This is a genomic window from Microcystis sp. LE19-8.1F, from assembly GCF_027531715.1.
Taxonomy (GTDB): Bacteria; Cyanobacteriota; Cyanobacteriia; order Cyanobacteriales; family Microcystaceae; genus Microcystis; species Microcystis wesenbergii_A.
This window is the reverse complement of the sequence record NZ_JAPZSO010000187.1, coordinates 1-21,359: the sequence shown is the minus strand read 5'-3', so window position 1 is coordinate 21,359 and position 21,359 is coordinate 1. Positions and strand designations below refer to the sequence as shown.

The window sequence follows — 21,359 nt, the reverse complement described above, 5'->3', positions numbered from 1 at the left end:
GCTATTTACAGAGTTTCATGTGTCAACATATTAGCTATGTACACTGGTTCCGGAGGATTGTCTATTCAATTTAAAATTTGATGTTATAGGGGTATTATGCTTGTCAATGTAAAGTTTTATTACAGGATTCAACGTTTCTGGATAAAAACTATGCAATGGCATCAAGACATACAAACCCATTTAAAAAACAATAATTATCAACTGGTATTGCAGTTTTATGAACAATTAATTGAAAACAATTCTCCTGTAATTGAGGATTATTTTTATCTAGGATTAGCCTATCTTTTACAAGATAGAGAAGAAGACGCACAAGCTACTTGGTTACTGGTGTTGAGTCAAGCAGCCGAATCAGAATTATCGGGGTGGATAGAAACTTTAACTCAAATCTTAGATGCAGAGGCAACCAGACAAGAAAATTCCCAAAGACTAGAGACAAGTTATCTAATTCGATTGCAGCTACAAAATCTTAATCCTAGTTTTTTAAATAATCTCCTGCATCTGATGGAATTAGAAATACAATTCCAAATTTTTGCGATGGAAAAGTGCCATGATTGGTGTGTATTTGAACTGTTAGAGAATACAGCTACAGCAGCAATTAATCTTGATTTACTGCTGGGAGTGACAGAAAAAGTTTTAATCTACCCCTGTACTGATACCATCCACTTTTTAGAATTAGCAGCCTTACATATCAATAATCCAGAAATAATTGCAGCCAAAGTTATATCAGCAATTGTCAATTATGCTTATCAACGAAAGCAAAGTGTATTTGCCATTAATTTAGTAGAACTTTGTTTGCGCTTTCTCCCAGAGGATTTATACTTACAAAATAGTTTGTTTAATCTTTATAAAACCACCACTGTTGACTATAAAAAAGCTCTAGAAACTGCCGATAATTTTTATAAAAATTGCCAGACAACTACTGAAAAACTGTTCGGAATTTCTCTAGTGATTGGTATTTTACAAGCTAAGGGAGACTGGGGAAATTTACCTAAATTTATCGATGAATTAACACAACTAATCGAGGGACAAATTAATGCCGAACAATTTAATGCACGTCCCTTTATTATCGACTCTATTTTAGGAGTTACTAGCTGCCTTCCCTACTATCAAGATAATCCGAAAATTAATCGCTATTTACAAAGTAAACTAGCAGAAATTTTTCAAGCAGATGTAAGAACCCGCTATAACTATATTGCTCCTGTTTCTTCTCTAAAATCTCCAGCAAGAAAAATAAAAATTGGTTATATTGCCTATACTCTCCGTCGCCATTCTGTGGGTTGGTTAAGTCGCTGGTTATTTCACTATCATAATCGAGATAAATTTGAAATTTACACCTATTTTGTCAACCAAGCAGCAGACGAAATTACTGAAAAATGGTTTAAAAATAACTCAGATTATAGCTATAACTTGCCAGCAAAAATTGAACAAATAACTGCCCAAATTCGTCAAGATAACTTAGATATTTTAGTGGATATTGATAGCTTAACCAATAATACAACTTATCTAGTAATGGCTTTAAAACCCGCACCGATACAGGTAACTTGGTTAGGATTAGATGCGTCGGGAATCCCTGCTATTGATTATTTTATCGCCGATAACTACGTTTTACCCGAAAATGCTCAAGAAATTTATTCAGAAAAAATCATCCGACTTCCTAACTCTTATTTATCCGTGGATGGTTTTGAAGTGGGTGTTCCCACCAGGAGAAGAACTGATTTAAATATTCCCGATGATGCTATTATTTATCTGACCGTGCAATCGGGATTAAAACGCACCTTAAACATGATTTATCGGCATTGCAGATTCTCCAACAGGTTCCTAATGGCTATCTTTTAATCAAAGGTTTTGCCGACAAAGAAACCATTCGAGAATTATTTCTCAAAAGTGCCGACGAATTGGGAATTAGTCAAGATAGATTAAGATTTTTGCCCAATGATTTGCATGAGGAAACCCATCGCGCTAATCTAGGAATTGCTGATATAGTTCTCGATACCTATCCCTATAATGGTGCTACCACAACCCTAGAAACCCTCTGGATGGGGATTCCTTTAGTCACTAGGGTTGGTGAACAATTCGCGGCCCGCAATAGCTATACTTTTATGAAAAATGCCGGCATTAGTCAGGGTATAGCTTGGAGTGATGAAGAATATGTGCAGTGGGGAATTAAGTTAGGATTAGATAAAAATTTGAGGGAAGAAGTCCGTTATCAATTACGTCAATCACGTCATACATCTCCCCTCTGGAATGCCAAAAAATTTACGATAGATATGGAAAAAGCCTATGAACAAATTTGGCAAAATCATCACGATGATTAGGTGATTTATAAGTTAACAAATTTATCGGTAGCCTCAATTAAAGCACTACGAATTCCCACTTCTGTCATCGAATGTCCCGCATCGGGAACAATGATAAATTCCGCTTCCGGCCAAGCTTGATGTAATTCCCAAGCAGAAATCATCGGACAAACAATGTCATAACGTCCTTGCACGATAACCGCGGGAATATGGCGAATTTTATCAACATTTTCGATGAGTTGGTTATCCGTCTCTAAAAAACCCTTATTGACAAAATAATGGCATTCAATGCGCGCAAAAGCTTCGGCAAAATTATCCTGACCGAATCTCTCGATTAAATTGTCCGCGGGAATTAATTTGCTGGTACTTCCCTCCCAAATTGACCAAGCTTTGGCAGCTTCTAGACGGATTTGGGGGTTATCGCTAGTCAGGCGCCGATAATAAGCGGCCAGCAAATCTCCCCTTTCTTCCGGGGGAATAGGTGCTAAATAATTCTGCCAAATATCGGGAAAAATATAACTGGTTCCCTCTTGATAAAACCATTTTAATTCTTTTTCTCGCAGTAGAAAAATCCCGCGCAAAATTAAGCCTAAACATCGTTCGGGATGGGTTTGACTGTAGGCTAAAGATAGGGTACTTCCCCAACTACCACCAAAAACTACCCAGCGCTCAATTTTTAATAATTCTCGTAGTTTTTCGATATCTGCCACTAATAGCCAAGTGTTATTTTCTCTTAACTCAGCGTGAGGGGTACTTTTACCGCAACTCCGTTGATCAAAAAGGACAATTCTCCATTTCTGCGGATCGAAATACTGACGATAAGTCCTTTCAATACCACCCCCAGGCCCGCCATGGAGAAATACTACCGGTTTACCCTGGGGATTGCCCACTTCTTCATAATAAATTGTGTGGAGAGCCGATACTTTTAAGTAACCAGTATAATAGGGAGCAATCGCTGGATATAATTCTCTAGTCATATTTACAGTCTTTCTCATTAAGATGAAGTCTAACCTAATTTGCCATCTCCCCACACCCCACACCCCGCTCCACTGGTATTATGACCACAGATATCATAATAGCTAAAGAAACTGCACGATTAGATACCAAAGTCTCTCACAGATAGAAGATAATCAATATTTATCAGTATTGGAAGCCTTCAGCATGGTTCATTTAACGCCCAATCCTAGCTATAGTTTAAGTCTCAAGATAGAAATCCCCAATCAAGCGGGAACCTTCGCTTCTGTCCTCAATGCGATCGCCGACGTGGGGGGGAATTTAGGGCAAATTTCTCTGATCGAACGCAATTTAAAGATTAGCACCCGCGAGGTGATGGTTGATGCCGCTAGTACCGACCAAGCGGAACAGATTATCGCCGCGGTTAAAGCTCTACCGGATGTTAAACTCCTGAAAGTTTCCGATCGCACCTTTGATCTCCATCGTCGGGGTAAAATCTCCATTGAGAGTCGTATTCCCCTCACCTCCCAAGATGACCTGGCCATGGCCTACACCCCCGGAGTTGGTCGCATCTGCACCGCTATCGCCCACGACCCCGAACAAGTGTACTCATTGACCATCAAGGGCAACACCGTCGCTGTAGTTACCGATGGTAGCGCGGTATTAGGATTAGGAAATCTCGGGCCAGAGGCTGCCCTACCAGTAATGGAAGGGAAGGCAATGTTATTCAAGGAATTCGCCGGAATTGACGCTTTTCCCATCTGTTTAGCCACCCAAGACCCCGAAGAAATCATCGCAACCGTCAAAAGAATCGCTCCGGTTTTTGGGGGTATTAACCTAGAGGATATCGGCGCTCCACGCTGTTTTGAAATCGAGAAACGTCTGCGAGCGGAATTAAATATTCCCGTTTTCCACGATGATCAACACGGTACAGCGATCGTTTCCCTGGCTGCCCTGATTAATGCCCTCAAATTGGTCAAAAAATCGCTTGATACAGTCAAAATCGTCATTAATGGTGCGGGTGCGGCGGGTATCGCCATCGCTACTCTCTTTAAAACCGCAGGAGCTACAAATATAATCCTCTGTGATTCCCATGGCATCCTCTCCCAAAAACGGGACGATTTAACCCCAGAAAAACAAGCTTGGGCCGTGGCCGCCAGTGGTAAGCTAGGGGATGCGCTGAAAGGCGCTGATGTCTTCTTGGGGGTGAGCGCACCGGGAGTATTGACTCCCGAAATGGTCAAGGGAATGGCTAAAAATGCGATCGTCTTTGCCATGGCTAATCCCATTCCCGAAATTCAACCGGAATTAATCAATGATTTGGTGGCCGTGGTGGCTACCGGACGCAGCGATTATCCCAATCAGATTAATAATGTTCTCGCTTTCCCCGGATTATTTCGCGGGGCCTTGGACTGTCGCGCTAGGGCAATCACCGATAATATGTATCTGGAAGCGGCCAAAGCGATCGCTTCTTTGATCACTCCTGCTAATCTCAATCGAGAGAATATTATTCCCTCGGTTTTTGATAGTCGTGTAGTTACGGCTGTGGCCGCCGCCGTTCAACACGCTGCTCGTCAAGATGGAGTGGCCGGGGAATAATGTAATTATCTTGCAGGAGGGTAAGTAAACCGTGAAACCGATCGATGATATTCCCGAAGCTTTGCGGGACAACCAGTACAGAAAAACTACTAATCCTAATGGTCTAATAGCGATCGCAAGCGGTTTACTTGCTCTGGTGGGAACCGGCCTAATTGCCCTAGCAGTCTTGAATCGTCCCCCTGCTACCGTAGAAAAACCGGTTAACCCCTCCCCCCCCATTAAACCCACTCCTAGCCCCATTGTGAACGTTCTAGGTCATTTACTCTATGAAGAGGCCCCGGAGAAGGAATTAGCCCCTATTACTACGGATGGTGCTATGCGTTTAAGGAAGGCAGCAGCCAAAGCTTTTATCCAGATGCAGAGTGACGCGAGAAGGTCGGGGGTGATTTTAATGCCGATTTCCGCATTTCGATCGAAAGCAACCCAAGACAAGCTCTTTTTTGAAGTTAAAAAACAACGCAATCAGCAAACCCGCAAACGAGCAGAAGTGAGCGCACCTCCGGGTTACAGCGAACATCATACCGGTTATGCGATCGATATTGGCGATGGTCACGCTCCCGCAACGAATTTAAGTAGCAGTTTTGCCAATACTGCCGCTTTTCGTTGGTTGCAAAATAACGCTGCCCAGTATAGTTTTGAGTTATCTTTCCCCGAAAATAATCCCCAGGGTATTAATTATGAACCCTGGCACTGGCGTTTTGTCGGGGATAGTCACAGTTTAGAAACTTTTTATAAAGCCCAACAATTGGGAAAACAAAAATAAGATATCCTCTACTCCGATTCTATCTTGGAAGTCATGACCAAATCTTCTTATACCATTTTTGGCGTTGCTGAATCAAGGTATGAATCAGGCAGGAATAGGAACTTCCCAAAACTTAAGATAATGGATTAATAAACCTATTGAATACCCTAACATTTCAATAGACTTAGAATAGCAGAGAGTTTTACGGTGAAGTCGAGCTAGGTACTGTCTCAATCTAGTATTTTACCCCTCCACTCTTGTCATATATGTCTTGCTAATAATATGGTCTTCATCAGCAATAAAGCAGGGATAAACCGACCAGCCATCTGTTACATAAAAATAACATCCCCTGGTTTTAACTAACTCCCATAAAGGACGAAATGTTTCTGCACTATGGTCTCCTAATACCTGATGTCGGTGCAGTTGCTTCGGTAATGACTAAATTAGGGGCATTTCCCACAATAAGAGAGTATTCGTTAAGAGTAGTCATCTTCATTTCTGAGGTTCTCAAAAATCAATCAAAGGGGTTTGCACCTAGACACAAGAAGTATAACCTAGACGGCTAATCAGAGTTTGAGTCGTTGAGCGATCGCCATACCCCCTAACTCGGTTCGTCACCAGCCGAGGGTATAGTTACACTAAATCCGGTTATCAAAGACTGATTATTTATTCTCCGTTTTGCATGAGTGCCTCTTACATGAGTGCCTCTCTTGATATGTAGCCTATACTCAACGGATGGCCGTATTACTCCCTCAATGAAGTCAAGCATAAAATTTAAATCGTAACATTTCTTGACAAGACTTACAGTAAAAGTGGACATTAAATCAATAAAAGTGGACAAAAGTGGAGCGGGTTAGTTGTTAGTTGAATTTAGGCAAAAATCGGGTAATCCCAACCGCTGCGAGGGAGGCGATCGCTAACCGAAGAGCTAATCTGTTAAAGTATTTAACCAATTGATTAAATCTTCAACCGTAGAGAAGTCGAATAAAGCTTCTCCTAATACTTCGACATCATCAATACTTAACTGCATAATTTTAGTTTCCAATGAAGGATTAATCTCCCCTAACTTGCGTTTAATTTGACGAAGAATCAATGTCTTTTCGCGTTCGATACCTTGTTCGATACCTTGACGCATCCAACTGGTGGTAATTTGCATAACTCCCTCCTGTACGGGTTGACTAAATGTGCTAATCTCTTCTTGAAATTGTATCTCTTCGACCGGATTTAGATTGAGATAAGTATCAATAAATCCAGAAATTAATTGCATTTTCGCAGGATTTAACTTTAAAGTAATTAACAAGCGCAGACATTCCGCCTTAACTTTTGCTCGCTCTTTGTCTGCAATGTTCATCTTCGCCATCAAAGCCGAAGCAACCGGATTCGGCTGATTGAGAAAATCTCGCCAATTTAATCGATTTAACTGCACTACTTGATAGTTAAATTCTAACACCTTAAAATCAGTAAAATCGACCACATACTGACTAATTGCTTCTTTTTTTGGCTGGAGTAAGAAAAAATTACAATGGGATAAATCGGTAAGACAAATTTCTCATGAAAGCGAGCAAAATAAGTAAACATTCGCCGATTAAACCATTTTCGAGAACTTTCCTGCGCCTCGACATGAATCAGAAAGAAAGATTCTTTTCCGCGAAACCTAACTTGTGCTACTAAGTCGCTTTCATGCTTTTCTCCTTCCGTGACATCGGTAAATACTTCTTTGTCTAAAAAAGTAATTGAGTCTGGGTCTAAATAATTCATTACTTCAGGAAAAAACAACTCAATAAATTCGACAAAAAAGGTGGATATTAACTCCTTAAATAAGCGATCATGGTCAACATTATTAGTCATGTAATATCATCTTAACTAATCTGAGCGATGAATGACTACTCTTCTATATTATATTCTGAAAAGTCTGTTTTGGCAACGGATTGTTATGACCTTACCCCCCTAAAATACGAGGAGAGGGGAACTACGAAAAGAGGGGGACGCTTTCGGCGTTAACCTTTCTGTTTCAACTAAAAACCCTCCGAAGCAATCTTACTCCTTGTCATGGCGAAGATGCGATCGCCACAAGTCCAGAAAACGGGTTTCTTAAAGAAACCCGTTTTCTAAATAAAGGCATAAATTGCGATGGCGTTTGCATAATTATTCCTGTTTGTTCAGCCACTGGTGACCTAAAATCCTAAGACTCACTGATAATTGCTGATTATCAGTATTTCTGCATAAGTGCGTAAAAGCTGACAGGATAACGAACGGAAAAAATATAGATTGTCAAGGCGCGAAAAATCGCTACAATCATTCCAGCAGAGGTGATAGTAATCCCTCGACATCCATTTGTTAACGATCGCTAACGATGAGACAAACTCGGTTTTCTCAAGCTGGTTCGAGACAGCGAACCCGTCATTTTCCAGGTCGCTCGTGGACGGTGAGCTTGTCGAATCCGTCGATCGAGCCGCCACTTGCCTTTTTTTGGAGTTGATCGAACCATGTTGCAAGGATGGATTCAAATCGCACTCACGATCCTGATAATCGTGGCAATCACTCCCTTTTTCGGGCGCTATATGGCGAGGGTTTTCATGGAACAGAGAACCCCACTCGATCCACTGTGCGATCGAGTCGAGAGTCTTCTTTACAGCTTCGTCGGGGTGAAAGGGAAAGAGAATATGACCGGCTGGCAGTACCTCCGCGCCGTTCTCTACAGTAACGCGGTAATAGCAATTCTGGTTTTTTCCCTGATTGCGGGCCAAGGAGTCCTTCCCCTCAACCCGACGGGGCTCCCCGCCCCTTCTTGGGACACCACGCTACATACGACGATTTCCTTTATCACCAACAGCGACCAACAGCATTATTCAGGAGAAACCACCCTCAGCTACGCGAGTCAGATCTGGGGTCTTGGCTACCAGATGTTCACTTCGGCCGGAACCGGTCTAGCGGTGGGGATCGCCTTGATTCGGGGACTGACGGGGCGACCGTTGGGCAATTTCTACGTGGATCTGATCCGAGCGATCACCCGTATCCTCTTACCGATCTCGATCGTGGGGGCAATTGCCCTGATCATCGCCGGAGTCCCGGAAACCCTCGCAGGCCCAGCGATCTTGCCGACGCTAGAAAACCCCAACCTCAGTCAGGCGATCGCCCGCGGTCCAGTAGCCCACTTCGAGATTATTAAGGAATTGGGAGAAAACGGCGGCGGCTTTTTTGCCAGCAACTCGGCCCACCCCTTGGAAAACCCGAACGGATTCGTCAATCTGGTGCAGTTGGTGGCGATTCTCTCGATTCCCACCTCCCTGATCTATACCTACGGGGTTTTCGCCGATAATCTCAAGCAAGCTCGGTTAATCTATCTAATTCCCCTCGGTATCTTCATCGGCTTTACGATCATCACAGCGATCGGAGAATATAACGGCAACCAGGCGGTTAACTCCCTACTAGGGGTCGATCGAGCGGTTAACTTCGAGGGGAAAGAAGTACGCTTCGGTTGGGCGCAATCGGCCCTGTACGCGGTAACTACCACGGCCACCATGTGCGGTGCGGTGATCGCCATGCACGATTCCTTGATGCCGAACGGCGGCTTCGCCACCCTCTCGAATCTGTTCCTGCAAATCGTCTTCGGCGGCCAGGGAACCGGCACCGCCTACCTGTTCGCCTATCTGATCCTGGCGGTATTCGTCACCGGGCTAATGGTGGGAAGAACCCCCGAATTGTTCGGGCGCAAAATCGAGAAGCGGGAAGTGGTGTTAGCGAGTTTTTTAATTCTGCTGGTTCACCCGATCGCCATCCTCATCCCCGGAGCGATCGCCCTTGCCTTTCCCGACTTTCGGGGCATCAGTAACCCCGGCTTTCACGGATTATCTCAAGTTATCTACGAGTACGCTTCCGCCGCCGCCAATAACGGGTCGGGATTCGAGGGACTGGGGGACTCCCAACCCGCACCGCTTGCGATCGCATCTGGGGCGAAACCGACGATGACCGCTCTCTGGTGGAATCTAAGCGCCTGCTTCAGTTTACTCGCCGGACGGTATATCCCGATCGCTGCCCTGCTCTTCTTAGCCGATGGGATGTCCCGCAAACAACCGGTTCCCGCCACCACCGGAACCCTCCGCACCGATACCGGACTCTTTACCGGCGTGACGGCGGGGGTGATTTTAATTCTCGGTGCGCTCACTTTCTTGCCGATATTAGCCCTCGGGCCGATCGCGGAAGCCTTTCAAATCCCCCGGATGATCGGCTAGGAGTTTAGATAATTTATGAGAACGAACAAAGGAAATTCTAAGTCCCCCCGCCCGTTGCGAGTGCCGAGAGGTCGCCGGGACGACCGCCGCCATACCCCCAAGGTAAACCGGACAGGTCTCTATCAACGTGCGATCCGGCAGTCCTTCCTTAAACTCGACCCGCGCATCGCCGTGCGTAACCCTGTCCTATTCGTGGTCTGGTTGGGAACGATCGTCACGGACCTGGTCACGATCGACCCGCATCTATTCGGCACGATCGCCGGGGAGAGGGGACAACAACGGCTACTTAACGGCATCATCACCCTGATCCTCTTCTTCACGGTGCTGTTCGCCAACTTCGCCGAGGCAATCGCCGAGGGACGGGGAAAAGCCCAGGCCGATGCCCTGCGATCGACCCGCAGCGACACGATGGCCCGGAAAATCCTGGCCGACGGCTCGATCGAGTCGGTCAGTTCCACGTCCTTGGGTCGGGGCGATCGGGTGAAACTGGTGGCCGGGGACGTGATTCCCGCCGACGGGGAAGTGATCGAGGGAATCGGTTCGGTGGATGAATCGGCGATCACCGGAGAATCGGCCCCGGTCCTCAAACAACCCGGCACCGACATCGCCAGTTCCGTCACCGGCGGCACTAGGCTTCTCTCGGACGAGTTGACGGTGCGGATCGCTCAAGATCCTGGTCAGGGTTTTATCGATCGCATGATCTCCCTTGTGGAAGGGGCCGAGCGCACGAAAACCCCCAACGAGATCGCGCTGACGGTACTTCTGGCCGTGTTAACCCAAGTCTTTTTAATTGTCGTGGCCACGATTCCGTCGATCGGGAACTATATCGCCAGTTTTCTAGACACGAGCCTCGGGCCGGCGGTTGCGGATACCTTTCGGGCCGGTTCCAGTATCGCCATCTTGATCTCCCTTCTCGTCGCCCTCATTCCCACGACGATCGGCGGTTTATTGAGCGCCATCGGCATCGCCGGCATGGATCGCGTGGCTCAGTTTAACGTCATCGCTACCTCCGGGCGTGCGGTGGAAGCCTGCGGCGACGTAAATACCCTCCTTCTCGACAAAACGGGAACGATCACCCTCGGCAACCGGCTGGCTGACGAATTTATCCCGGCCAACGGTCATAACCTCGAGGAATTAGCCCGGGTCTGTCTAGCGGCCAGCCTTTTCGACGAAACCCCGGAAGGACGCTCGATCGTTGCTTTAGCCCGGAATTTGGGCGCAAACCTCGATATCGATGGTCAACCCGGCGAGGGAGTCCCATTCTCGGCTCGTACCCGCATGAGCGGCACCGATAGGGACGGCGAGGAATACCGCAAGGGGGCCGTAGAAGCGATTAAAGGTTTCGTCCGTTCCCGCGGTGGTTCTGTTCCCGCCAGCCTCGATCAGGCACGGGAAAGGGTTTCCCGTTTGGGGGGGACTCCCCTGGCCGTCTGTCGGGGTAACGATATCTACGGGGTTATTTATCTCAAAGACATCGTCAAGCCGGGATTAAAAGAGCGTTTTGACCAATTACGGCGCATGGGTGTCAGAACGATCATGCTCACCGGCGACAACCAGATCACGGCCTCGGTGATTGCGGCGGAGGCGGGGGTGGATGATTTTATCGCCGAGGCCACCCCGGAAGATAAGATCGAGGTGATCCGTCGCGAGCAATCCCAGGGCAAGTTAGTTGCCATGACGGGGGACGGCACTAACGACGCACCGGCACTGGCCCAGGCTAATGTCGGTGTGGCGATGAACTCCGGAACCCAAGCGGCGAAGGAGGCGGCCAATATGGTGGATCTCGATTCCGACCCGACCAAGCTGATCGATTTAGTGACCATCGGCAAACAGTTACTCATTACCCGCGGCGCCCTGACCACGTTTTCGGTAGCTAACGATATCGCTAAGTATTTCGCCATTATCCCGACGATTTTCGCCGCTGCCGGGATCGGTCCTTTAAACATTATGGGTTTGAAAAGCGCTCAATCGGCGATCGTCTCGGCCCTGATCTACAATGCCCTAATTATCCCCGTTTTGATTCCCCTAGCACTTAAAGGCGTTCAATTTCGCCCGCTCACTGCTGACCAACTATTGCGGCGCAATATCCTCATCTACGGCGTGGGAGGCATGATTGCGCCGTTTATTGCTATTAAGATTATTGATGAGATAATTTCAGCGATCGGGTTGAGGTAATGGCAAAATCGGCAATATTTAAGCCTAGTTTATTCGGATTGAAGCACTCGAATCGGGATTTTACCCAAAAAGAAACATGGGGTAAAAATCAATTTAATTCCTCATTTCCAGCTTCTTTGTGCGCTTACTTAGATGGGAAAGGACTGAAAAATGTATATCTGAAACTCGATGAAAATTTAAAAATTCAACCGGCGGAGTTAAGTACACAAGAGTTATACGGTCTAGCTCCCGATTCCGATAATTTATTTTATGCTTTCGAGAGTCAATTTACGCCGTATAATCAATTTGTAATCGGTAGTTTGCCTAGAGTCGATCTAGTAACCCAGAGAATCGATAACGGTAATTGTCTTCGAGGTCTGGAAATTAAATTAACCGCTTTACCAGACAATACAACTTGTGACTTAGAAGATATTCGTTATGGATGTGAAATAGTGGTTAGACCAGATACCATTGTGTATCTCGCCTGTAGTATAATTAATCACATTAGGCAAAATACACAAAAATTACAGGAGATTATCGGTAGTGATTTCGATTCTATTCAAGACTGGACAGAACCGAGAGAGGTAATGCCTTATTTACTATCAATAGTTGGCGTTATTGACCGACTATCGCTTGATTTATTGCCCTATCAACAACCATTTTTAATACAGCCTATCTGGAAAACGGAAGGCAAATCTTCAAAATTGGCAGAGCAATGTTTAGATGTGTTCGTTTGGAGCGATCTAGCTTTCACTCGGCTATTCGTAGATCTGACTAAATTTGAAGCGAGAATAGAAAAAACTATTTCCAGACAAATACGTTCTGCGATATGGCTGTTCAAAATGCTTGACGATTTCAGCAAACAGGAGCGCATCAATCATAGAAAAATAATCGATCAACTTTCTTACAATACAAAAAACGATAAAGCGTTTGCATTAAGCGGCAAAATTACCAACCGGTATATGCGTTCAGAAATTTTGCATCGACCCAGAATTAACAAGTCAGAAATCAGAGAAATTATTTTAGGAGGTGGACAAAATTTATTGAGTCCTGAAAGGCGATTTGATGCTATTATTTATAATTCACCCGATTTGTTTAATTTAGAGGAGGGAGCAAAATGATCACAATCGATTTATTCGCTGGTTGTGGTGGTTTATCTTTAGGTTTCCAGAAAGCGGGGTTTACTATTGTGGCCGCATTTGATAATTGGATACCTGCTATAGATGTCTATAGAAATAACTTTAGTCATCCGATATTTAATGTCGATTTATCTAGAGAATCTAATCAAGAAATATTGGCTCAATATAATCCTGAGATTATTGTCGGCAGCCCTCCTTGTCAAGACTTTTCCAGTGCGGGTAAGAGAGACGAGGGTTTAGGACGAGCGAATCTAACGCTCACATTCGCTGAAATTGTAACTAGAGTAAGTCCCCAATGGTTTGTTATGGAAAATGTGGATAGAATTGAGAAAAGTAAAATACTCACTCAAGCAAAACAAATTTTTAAAAGCCATGGTTATGGTTTAACTGGAAAAGTTATTAATTCTTGTTACTGCGGAGTTCCTCAAACTAGAAAAAGATATTTTCTGATCGGTAAAATGAACGAAGAAGATGATTTTTTAATCGATGAGATCAATGAAAATCTATCAAGTCAACCTCTGACTGTATTTGACTATATGGGCAAAGAATTAGATATAGAATACTATTATAGACATCCTAGAAGCTATCAAAGAAGGGCGATATTCAGTATTTATGAACCTAGCCCTACTATTCGAGGAGTAAATCGACCAGTTCCCAAAACCTATCGACAACATCCCGGTGATGCTTGTCATCTTAAGGAAAAATTAAGACCGCTAACAACAATCGAGCGAAGCTATATTCAAACTTTTCCTAAAGACTTTATTTTTGCTGGAACAAAATCTAATCTAGAACAAATGATTGGCAATGCTGTTCCTATTAATTTGGCTAGATATGTAGGCCAATGTATTCTTAACTATGAATTGAAAAAGGGAAACAAGATAACCTATCGACAACTACAGCTAAGTAAGTGGTTATAATTAAATTGAAAATAGATTTTGTCTTTGATCCCCCCTTAATCCCCCCTTGATAAGGGGGGTGTCTGATAATTTTTGACAACTACAGCTATTTTCTTGATTTACTGGCAAAAACAAATCTCAAAAAAACTCTAATTCTTATGAAAGCATCCCTTAGAAAACACCGATTTTTCTGGTATATTTTCTTAAATTTATGTCTGACAATTCTTTTCTCCTCCATCGTTCAAGCTTCTACGGGAAGTGCTATAAATAGGGGGCAAGCCTCCGCATTAACCCTTTTAGGATTAGTCGCCTTTGCGTTATTTATCTATCTGTTCTTGGTCATCTTTGTACCGGAGAGGTTTTAATAGACTTCTGGCATAATTAATTTTTGAGAGTTCAAAAAATTGATTGTTGTTTATTCTTAATTCTCCCGTCTCCCGTCTCCTGTCTCCTGACTCCTCACTAACCACGACAATTTTTGATTTTTATAAGAGGTCTAATTATGAGTTTTGCACGCGAGGCCGGTAGAGCCATCCGTTCTACCCTAGTTCTCTGGGTGATCACTGCGCTGATCTATCCTTTTGCGATGATCGCCGTCGGTCAAATTCTTTTTCCCTGGCAAGCGAACGGGAGTTTGATCACCAATAATCAAGGTCAAGTGGTGGGTTCGGCTCTAATTGGGCAACCTTTCACCAGCGATCGCTATTTCAATAGTCGCCTGAGTACCACCGCCTACAGTACGGCCGATCCGAAAAACGATCCTAACAAGATCCTGCAAACCGGGATTTCGGGGGCGAGTAACCTAGCTCCTAGTAACCCCGCATTGATCGAACGGATTAAAGGAAAACCCGATCCCGATCCGCAAAAAGCACTCGAGGGGGAGATTCCCCGATTAGAGAAAGCGGCAATTAAACCCACCGCAGATCTGGTGTACACCTCCGGTTCCGGTCTCGATCCCCATATCACCCCGGAGGCAGCTAGAGCGCAGATCGATCGGGTGGCGCGCTCGCGCGGATTACCGCCCAATCAAGTGGAGATCCTCGTTACCAAAAACACCGACGCTCGCTTTCTCGGCATCTTCGGCGAACCGGGGGTTAACGTGCTGAAACTGAATCTGGCTCTAGACGCGATCGCAAGCATCGATGATCGCTATCTCTAAAACCAATTATCGCTAATCCTGCCAAAGAAAGGAAATAGCGATCGCCAATGCCACAGATAATGGGGGGGCAAGATGTTTAAGTTTCTGTTTGAGACTTTGGGGATAAATATCCTCTCCCCGTCCGATAATCCATAGTCCTTGGTTTAGCCATTTTTCTAGGGTTAATCCTAGCAAAAAACCCGATTGAGTAGGGAAAAAAGACGCCCAGAATCCAGTGCGCGCGATCGTGATATCTGGTAATTTTTCCTGTAAACTGCGATCAAGCAGGTCTGCGGGAGTTAATTGCTGTTGCCGTAGCCAACTAGCAATACTATTATACTCGCTCAAGGTGAAGGGCGAGGGTTCTGTAGGGCGATTTTGTCCAAAATTGGCACAAAGCAAAAGAATTGCTTGAGTATCGGCGGCTAACATCCAAGAATCTCCCCACGAATTCATCTACTTTTGATCGCTTGATTACCCACGAGGAAAATTTCGACGCGGTATTAGCGATCGCCAAAGTAACCACTTCTATTCAGATTCTACCAGTTTATTTTCCCTTGCTCGCCGGTTACGATTAGCAATTCTAGAAAAGAAAAGTTTTTGATGCGTTACGGCAATATTAACATCTTGATTGTTTCTCTAAAAACAAGGGATTGCCTAACGCAATCTCCTTGATATTTTCTGAAATTTTATTCCTCCCCGGAGAATTCCAATAACTCTGCCAGTGAATTATCTTCACTTTCTATCTCGTCAATTGTATTATCAGTTAAGCCCAACTCTTTCTTGGCGAACACGCGCCTTGCACGACGATCAAGAATTTTGATAATATTGGTTCTATCTTGTTTAATTGCATCAATGTCTTCTTTTTGTATCAACACCATATAGTATCTCGATACTTCCATCATTCGATAAGCATACTGAAAAGCGTCTCTAGTAAATTCACCAGTAGTCACAATCATAACTACGTCAGACCCTGTTACGAAGGTCATACCAACTTCTTTGGCTAATACTTCTACATCTACTCGCTTTGTATTTTTACACTGAATTTGCCAACGATGATAAACAAAGCGGTCTGATGCTGCCAGAACATCTACTTCACCCTGTCCAGTTTCATAGTCTCTTTTCCGCCATTTTGTGAATCTAAGACTGGTTAGACGAATCATCCAAATCGCCAGCAGTTCAAGAGCTTTACCTTTAATATGTTTATCGGGATTATCTAGGTCATTAACAACATCTTCAAAACTTCGATTTAGCTCGGTTTGGGAGATTTCTGTAATATCGGATATAGATTGTAATAATCTAGATAACAGTTCTAGCTGTGATTTCTCGGTAAGCTTGACAAGATTAGGTTTCGCTCCTCGTCCGCTGGTCGTTTTCTCAGTTGCAATTAAGCCGACTTTTACTAAAGGTTGAATAATATCCTGAACAAAAGATTTCGAGGGGAATCGTATTTTATAAACACTGGTGGCGTATCTGGTAATTTTATTCCACTCGGTTAGCTCAGTAATCGCCATCTGAAGCATAGCCAGTAAAAAATATTTTTGTTCGGAACTAAGAGTATAAAGCTCGTCAATATAGTCTTGATCGAGTTCCAATAGATCATAGACTCGATCCCAGTTAATCTCATAACTTTTCTCCAGGACTTTAGCTTCTTGTAACCATTGTCTCATGGTACTAACATAAGTACAATTGGTCGAGAGTGAATACCCCATTTCTTGAAGTTCGTAAGCGATGATTTCTAGCTGGGGTTTATCTCCCCTACTATTAATCGCTTCTATGGCTTTTATTAGGGACATTCCAGTTAGGTTAACAAGAATATGGCGAGCAAAAATTGTGAAAACTGTCTCACTATCTTGTTGATTGTCTAATATTTCATTAGCGATATCCGTGAGTCGATACTGCCAATCATCACCATCAATTGATTCAACCAACTTATAAGCACGAAGGGAAAGAAATGTATTCATGGCAAGTTTGCCACGATTCTCTCCTTTCTGTAGATCGTTTTGGCTGGAATGGTCAGCATAATAACGTTTAGCAATCTCATCCTGAAGCACTCGACGATCGGGAAGACAATCAGAACAAAGTTGTACTAATTCAGATGCTTGAAATTGCTTAGGAGAAAACTGGTCGCCGTAGGTAAATCTGATAATTTTTTTGTCTGTCATACTATTATCGCTGGCAGGAAACAAATCTAACTGAACAAAAGGTTTTTGAGTATCCATTGTCAAGCTTTTGTCAGGATAATCCTTAGCCAGTTCTAAGGCTCGTGCTTTAAGAGTTTTTCTATCCTTTATAGGAGCTACGACCAAAGGAGCATCTTGTTCAAATCGAAACTGCGAAGCTATCATATAATCTTCATTTAATTCAAACGCTAACCAACGACGCTCAAGGGTTTCAGCTACTCGTCCTGTCATGTTTGAACCGGCAAAAGGATCGAGAACTAAATCACCAGGCTCAGTACAGAGACTAATAACAAATTCGGGTAAAGCTTGCGGAAATCTAGCAGGATGGGGTTTCACCCCTTCTTCCTTACATCTTCTTTGATAGTAATCATTAGATGCCGTGTTAGAAGCGGATATAACATTTACTGGCTGCCCTAAATCATTCTCTAAAATCCAGTTGAACTCTCCCAGTACTGGACTACCTATAGACGCGCCTCTTTCCTGAATAGAATCAGTAATAATATTTGGGGGAATAGCTCCTCCTCGGTCATTCTGAAATTTAGTGGAAATATCATGTCCTGACGGGCGCAGTTTTGCCTCATAGCCATTTTTAATCAGGTTTTTCATTGCCTCGCTATAAGGGCGTAAAACTCTCTTGTTATTTGCTTTCGGGTGCGGCTCCTTCGATAACCACCAAACGGTATTGACAGCATCCTTGACGCGTTCCCTCCTGACTGTCACCCATTCTGCGGGGGTAGGAAGTTTGGCTGGATTATACCAAAAAAGTTCTTGGGCGAGAAAAAAACCTAGTCCACCTTCTAATCTCGGTTTACAAAGTTCTATAACTAACTCGAAATGATACAGAGAACGCACGGGAAAACCTTTAAGCCAACTACCACCAATATCTATAACTAGGGAGCCTTTGGGCTTGAGAATACGATAAAATTCACCAGCAAATATTTTAAACCATTCAACGTAATCATCAGCGTCCACATTGCCATACTCTTTTTTTCTTACTAAGGCAAAAGGTGGGGAAGTACAAATCAAATCGACACTCTCATCCGGCAACTCCCCCATCAGTGTCAGGCTATTACCCAAATAAGCGGAACCAAGCCGAGTCTCATAATAGGGATTTCGGCTGATTTTGATTAAACCATCGTACTCAGTAACAATTGGCACTACTTTATTTTCTAGCTATTTTTCCCAACTTCTAACCCTGGTTATCGGTCAGGGGTCGATGTTTCTCGATCAAATCGATCGCCTGGGTGACACTTTCCGGGAAAATTACCACTAAACCACCCTCAGAAACCGTACTTAAAGCCTTCTCTAAAGCTTCCGTTTCATCGAGAATAACTTCCGGCCGCAAACTGGCATTTTCTTGGCTAATTCCCCTGAGAATTAAATCGGCCACTTCCCCCCGGCGGCGACCGCGAGTATCGTTATCTTCCTTAACAATAATCCGATCGAACATTTGGGCCGATAATTTCCCTAATAAAATTAAATCATCATCGCGTCGATCGCCAGGTCCGCCGACCACGCCGACTTTTTCCCCGGACCAATTGCCGACAAAACCGCCGACGGCTTCGTATCCGGCGGGATTATGGGCATAATCGATTAAAGCGTGATGGTGTCCCAAGTCAAACAGGTTCATCCTGCCGGGGGTTTGGGCCACGGAAGGTTTAAAAGTCCGCACCCCTTGGCGAATTAACTCGATATCGATACCCTGCACAAAAGTCGCTAAACAGGCGGCCAAGGCGTTAGCAATCATAAAAGGAGCCATTCCCTGCATAGTCACGGGAATATTGACCGCTTCCTCGATTCTCAGCGTCCATTCTCCCTCTAGAATCGACAGATAGCCATTCTCATAGATGGCGGCCATGCCACCGCGACGGATATGGTCGTGAATAATCGGGTTATCGGGACTCATGGAAAAATAAGCGACTCTTCCCTTGACTTTTTCGGCCATACTAGCGGTCAAGGGGTCATCGGCATTTAAAACCGCGTAACCCTCGGCGCTAACCACCTCGGCCACAACGCTTTTTACCTTCGCCATTTGTTCGATGGTGTCGATATCGCCGATACCCAAATGGTCGGCGGCCACATTTAACACCACTCCCACATCGCACTGATTAAAGGCTAAACCCGATCGCAGGATACCACCCCGGGCCGTTTCTAACACGGCAATCTCCACTGTGGGATCTTTCAAAATCATACTGGCACTGTAGGGACCGGTGTTATCGCCCTTTTCTACGAGATAATCATCGATATATACGCCGTCCGTCGTGGTAAATCCGACTACTTTCCCCGTTTGTCGGCAAATATGAGAAATTAAGCGGCTAGTGGTGGTTTTGCCGTTAGTTCCCGTAATTGCCAGAATTGGCACGCGACTGGGAGTCCCGGGGGGGAATAACATATCGATAACTGGGGCGGCGATATTGCGGGGTAAACCGCGACTAGGGGCGACGTGCATCCGAAAACCGGGGGCGGCGTTGACTTCTACGATCACCCCGTCCACTTCTTTCAGGGGTTTGCGGATATCATCTGTCACCACATCGATACCGGCAATGTCCAAACCGATTAATTTTGCCACTCTTTGGGCGATCCAGACGTTTTCGGGGTGAATTTCGTCGGTACGATCCACAGCGATGCCGCCGGTGCTTAAATTAGCGGTAGCCCGCAGATAGGCGATCGCACCTTGGGGTAAAATGCTGGTTAATTCATAGCCCTGTTTTCCTAGCACATTAAGGGCGGTTTTGTCAATAGTTATTTTAGTTAAAACGTTGGCGTGACCCTCGCCCCGGTTGGGATCTTGATTAGTAATTTCGATTAATTCTTCTACAGTTGAGCGCCCATCACCGACGACGTGAGCGGGAATCCGTTCGGCCACGGCGGCGACTTTGCCGTTTATGACTAAAATTCGGTGATCACTGCCTTTATAATACCTTTCTACGATCACGCTGCGGGTTTTCGAGGCGGCACTGGCCAGATCATAGGCTTCCTCTGCTTCCTGTTGATTTTTGATGTCGATGCTGATACCCCGGCCGTGGTTGCCATCGAGGGGTTTAATCACGATGGGAAACCCTCCCACTTCCTCGATTGCCGCTGACAACTCATCCAAGTATTGAATCACCGTACCCCGGGGGACTGGAATCCCACCATCCTTGAGGATAGTTTTTGTGCCTTCCTTGTCACAGGCCAACTCAACGGCTAAAATCCCCGAAAAACTGCTTAAAGTGGCTTGAATGCGCTTTTGGTGAACGCCATAGCCCAATTGCACCATGGCACGAGCGCTCAGGAGTAACCAGGGGATATTTCTAGCTTGTGCTTCTTTGACGATAGTTTCGGTACTCGGACCGAGGGAGGCATTATTGCATAAATCGCGTAAATCTGCTAAATCTTGGGCCAATTCTTCCTGAGGATAGGTTCCCGTATCGACAATCGATTGACACAACCGCACGGCAGCCCGACCCGCATAACGTCCCGCTTGCTCCTCAACGTATTCAAACACGACGTTATAGACTCCTGGGGTGGAGGTGGCTCTAGTGCGACCAAACCCGACGGGAGTTCCCGCCAATTCCTGCAATTCCAGGGCGATATGTTCGATAATATGGCCCATATAAGTACCAGTGCGGACTCGTTCAAAGAAACCGCCGCGATAACCGGGGGAGCAGTAATGTTCGACTAAACTGGGCAGAACGTCGATTAATCCCTCGTAAAAGCCGGGGATTTCATTCGATGGCTTCTCTGCGAGATCTTCGAGATCCAGACGCATAACAATGAGCTTGTCGCGACGAATACTCCAGTAGTTGGGACCGCGCAGGGTTTGGGTTCTGAGAATTTTCATTGAAAAACTGGGTCTGAAACCCCGCCCTTTAGCGATAGCGGAGGGCGGCTTTATATGAGTTAGTGAGAAACAATTAAACCGTTAGAACGACGAATTAACTGAATCTTGCTAACAGTTATCTGTCCCAATCGTTTCCAATTGGCATCGCTTACAGATAGCTGTTTTTCGGTATCTCCACTAACATAACCAATTCCTTTAGGAGAAG

12 protein-coding genes and 4 pseudogenes are annotated in these 21,359 nt (G+C 44.9%); 9 read left to right on the top strand and 7 right to left on the bottom strand.

What is annotated here, in order from left to right; genetic code table 11:
* Positions 1-150: 150 nt before the first annotated feature.
* Positions 151-2,315, top strand: a pseudogene (locus O9334_RS17620) (O-linked N-acetylglucosamine transferase, SPINDLY family protein).
* Positions 2,316-2,320: 5 nt separating this feature from the next.
* Here the strand turns inward: O9334_RS17620 and pip are convergent.
* On the bottom strand, positions 2,321-3,271 hold the full coding sequence (pip, locus tag O9334_RS17610) for a prolyl aminopeptidase (protein WP_045358283.1): 951 nt from the start codon (positions 3,269-3,271) through the stop codon (positions 2,321-2,323).
* A gap of 184 nt (positions 3,272-3,455) precedes the next feature.
* Here pip and O9334_RS17605 point away from each other — a divergent pair, with 184 nt between their 5' ends.
* Positions 3,456-4,847: an NAD-dependent malic enzyme gene (locus tag O9334_RS17605; RefSeq protein WP_288001502.1), complete on the top strand. Its 1,392-nt coding sequence runs from the start codon at positions 3,456-3,458 to the stop codon at positions 4,845-4,847.
* A gap of 31 nt (positions 4,848-4,878) precedes the next feature.
* The gene (locus O9334_RS17600; RefSeq protein ID WP_288001500.1) at positions 4,879-5,610 is read left to right on the top strand and encodes a M15 family metallopeptidase; all 732 of its coding nucleotides are present in this window, start codon (positions 4,879-4,881) and stop codon (positions 5,608-5,610) included.
* An 84-nt stretch (positions 5,611-5,694) separates the two neighbouring features.
* On the opposite strand, the pseudogene O9334_RS17595 reads toward O9334_RS17600, so the two are convergent.
* Both O9334_RS17595 and O9334_RS17590 read right to left on the bottom strand, forming a co-directional pair.
* Positions 5,695-5,997, bottom strand: a pseudogene (locus O9334_RS17595) (IS1 family transposase); the annotation flags it as partial.
* A gap of 520 nt (positions 5,998-6,517) precedes the next feature.
* A pseudogene (locus O9334_RS17590) lies at positions 6,518-7,437 on the bottom strand (Rpn family recombination-promoting nuclease/putative transposase).
* 638 nt (positions 7,438-8,075) lie between these two features.
* Between O9334_RS17590 and kdpA the strand changes: the two are divergent.
* From kdpA to kdpC, 6 genes are all read left to right on the top strand, one after another.
* On the top strand, positions 8,076-9,821 hold the full coding sequence (kdpA, locus tag O9334_RS17585; protein ID WP_045358279.1) for a potassium-transporting ATPase subunit KdpA: 1,746 nt from the start codon (positions 8,076-8,078) through the stop codon (positions 9,819-9,821).
* A 15-nt stretch (positions 9,822-9,836) separates the two neighbouring features.
* Positions 9,837-11,996, top strand: a complete 2,160-nt coding sequence (gene kdpB / locus O9334_RS17580) for a potassium-transporting ATPase subunit KdpB (RefSeq protein WP_288001495.1) — start codon at positions 9,837-9,839, stop codon at positions 11,994-11,996.
* Complete coding sequence (locus tag O9334_RS17575) at positions 11,996-13,096, top strand: HindVP family restriction endonuclease (protein ID WP_045358276.1); 1,101 nt, start codon at positions 11,996-11,998, stop codon at positions 13,094-13,096. Before kdpB ends, O9334_RS17575 begins: the two co-directional genes overlap by 1 nt.
* Positions 13,093-14,031, top strand: coding sequence for a DNA cytosine methyltransferase (locus O9334_RS17570; protein ID WP_045358275.1), 939 nt, complete (start codon positions 13,093-13,095; stop codon positions 14,029-14,031). Before O9334_RS17575 ends, O9334_RS17570 begins: the two co-directional genes overlap by 4 nt.
* A gap of 137 nt (positions 14,032-14,168) precedes the next feature.
* Positions 14,169-14,375: a potassium-transporting ATPase subunit F gene (locus O9334_RS17565; protein WP_072024794.1), complete on the top strand. Its 207-nt coding sequence runs from the start codon at positions 14,169-14,171 to the stop codon at positions 14,373-14,375.
* Between the two features lie 137 nt (positions 14,376-14,512).
* Entirely contained in the window at positions 14,513-15,169 is a 657-nt protein-coding gene (kdpC, locus tag O9334_RS17560) for a K(+)-transporting ATPase subunit C (protein WP_045358272.1), read from the top strand.
* 12 nt (positions 15,170-15,181) lie between these two features.
* On the opposite strand, the gene O9334_RS17555 is transcribed toward kdpC, so the two are convergent.
* From O9334_RS17555 to O9334_RS23210, 4 genes and pseudogenes are all read right to left on the bottom strand, one after another.
* Positions 15,182-15,604, bottom strand: a complete 423-nt coding sequence (locus O9334_RS17555) for a hypothetical protein (protein WP_052426691.1) — start codon at positions 15,602-15,604, stop codon at positions 15,182-15,184.
* Between the two features lie 233 nt (positions 15,605-15,837).
* A complete protein-coding gene (locus O9334_RS17550; RefSeq protein WP_045358271.1) occupies positions 15,838-18,489 on the bottom strand; it encodes a DNA methyltransferase in 2,652 nt (883 codons plus the stop codon).
* A 31-nt stretch (positions 18,490-18,520) separates the two neighbouring features.
* Complete coding sequence (gene cphA, locus O9334_RS17545) at positions 18,521-21,154, bottom strand: cyanophycin synthetase (protein ID WP_045358270.1); 2,634 nt, start codon at positions 21,152-21,154, stop codon at positions 18,521-18,523.
* Positions 21,155-21,213: 59 nt separating this feature from the next.
* Positions 21,214-21,359: pseudogene (locus tag O9334_RS23210) on the bottom strand (RRXRR domain-containing protein); the annotation flags it as partial.

Bases quoted from the DNA above. Each gene is read 5' to 3' on its own strand.
- O9334_RS17575 (WP_045358276.1), top strand. From the start codon at position 11,996: ATGGCAAAATCGGCAATATTTAAGCCTAGTTTATTCGGATTGAAGCAC.
- O9334_RS17565 (WP_072024794.1), top strand. From the start codon at position 14,169: ATGAAAGCATCCCTTAGAAAACACCGATTTTTCTGGTATATTTTCTTA.
- kdpA (WP_045358279.1), top strand. From the start codon at position 8,076: ATGTTGCAAGGATGGATTCAAATCGCACTCACGATCCTGATAATCGTG.
- pip (WP_045358283.1), bottom strand. From the start codon at position 3,271: ATGACTAGAGAATTATATCCAGCGATTGCTCCCTATTATACTGGTTAC.
- O9334_RS17570 (WP_045358275.1), top strand. From the start codon at position 13,093: ATGATCACAATCGATTTATTCGCTGGTTGTGGTGGTTTATCTTTAGGT.
- kdpC (WP_045358272.1), top strand. From the start codon at position 14,513: ATGAGTTTTGCACGCGAGGCCGGTAGAGCCATCCGTTCTACCCTAGTT.
- cphA (WP_045358270.1), bottom strand. From the start codon at position 21,154: ATGAAAATTCTCAGAACCCAAACCCTGCGCGGTCCCAACTACTGGAGT.
- O9334_RS17555 (WP_052426691.1), bottom strand. From the start codon at position 15,604: ATGAATTCGTGGGGAGATTCTTGGATGTTAGCCGCCGATACTCAAGCA.
- kdpB (WP_288001495.1), top strand. From the start codon at position 9,837: ATGAGAACGAACAAAGGAAATTCTAAGTCCCCCCGCCCGTTGCGAGTG.
- O9334_RS17605 (WP_288001502.1), top strand. From the start codon at position 3,456: ATGGTTCATTTAACGCCCAATCCTAGCTATAGTTTAAGTCTCAAGATA.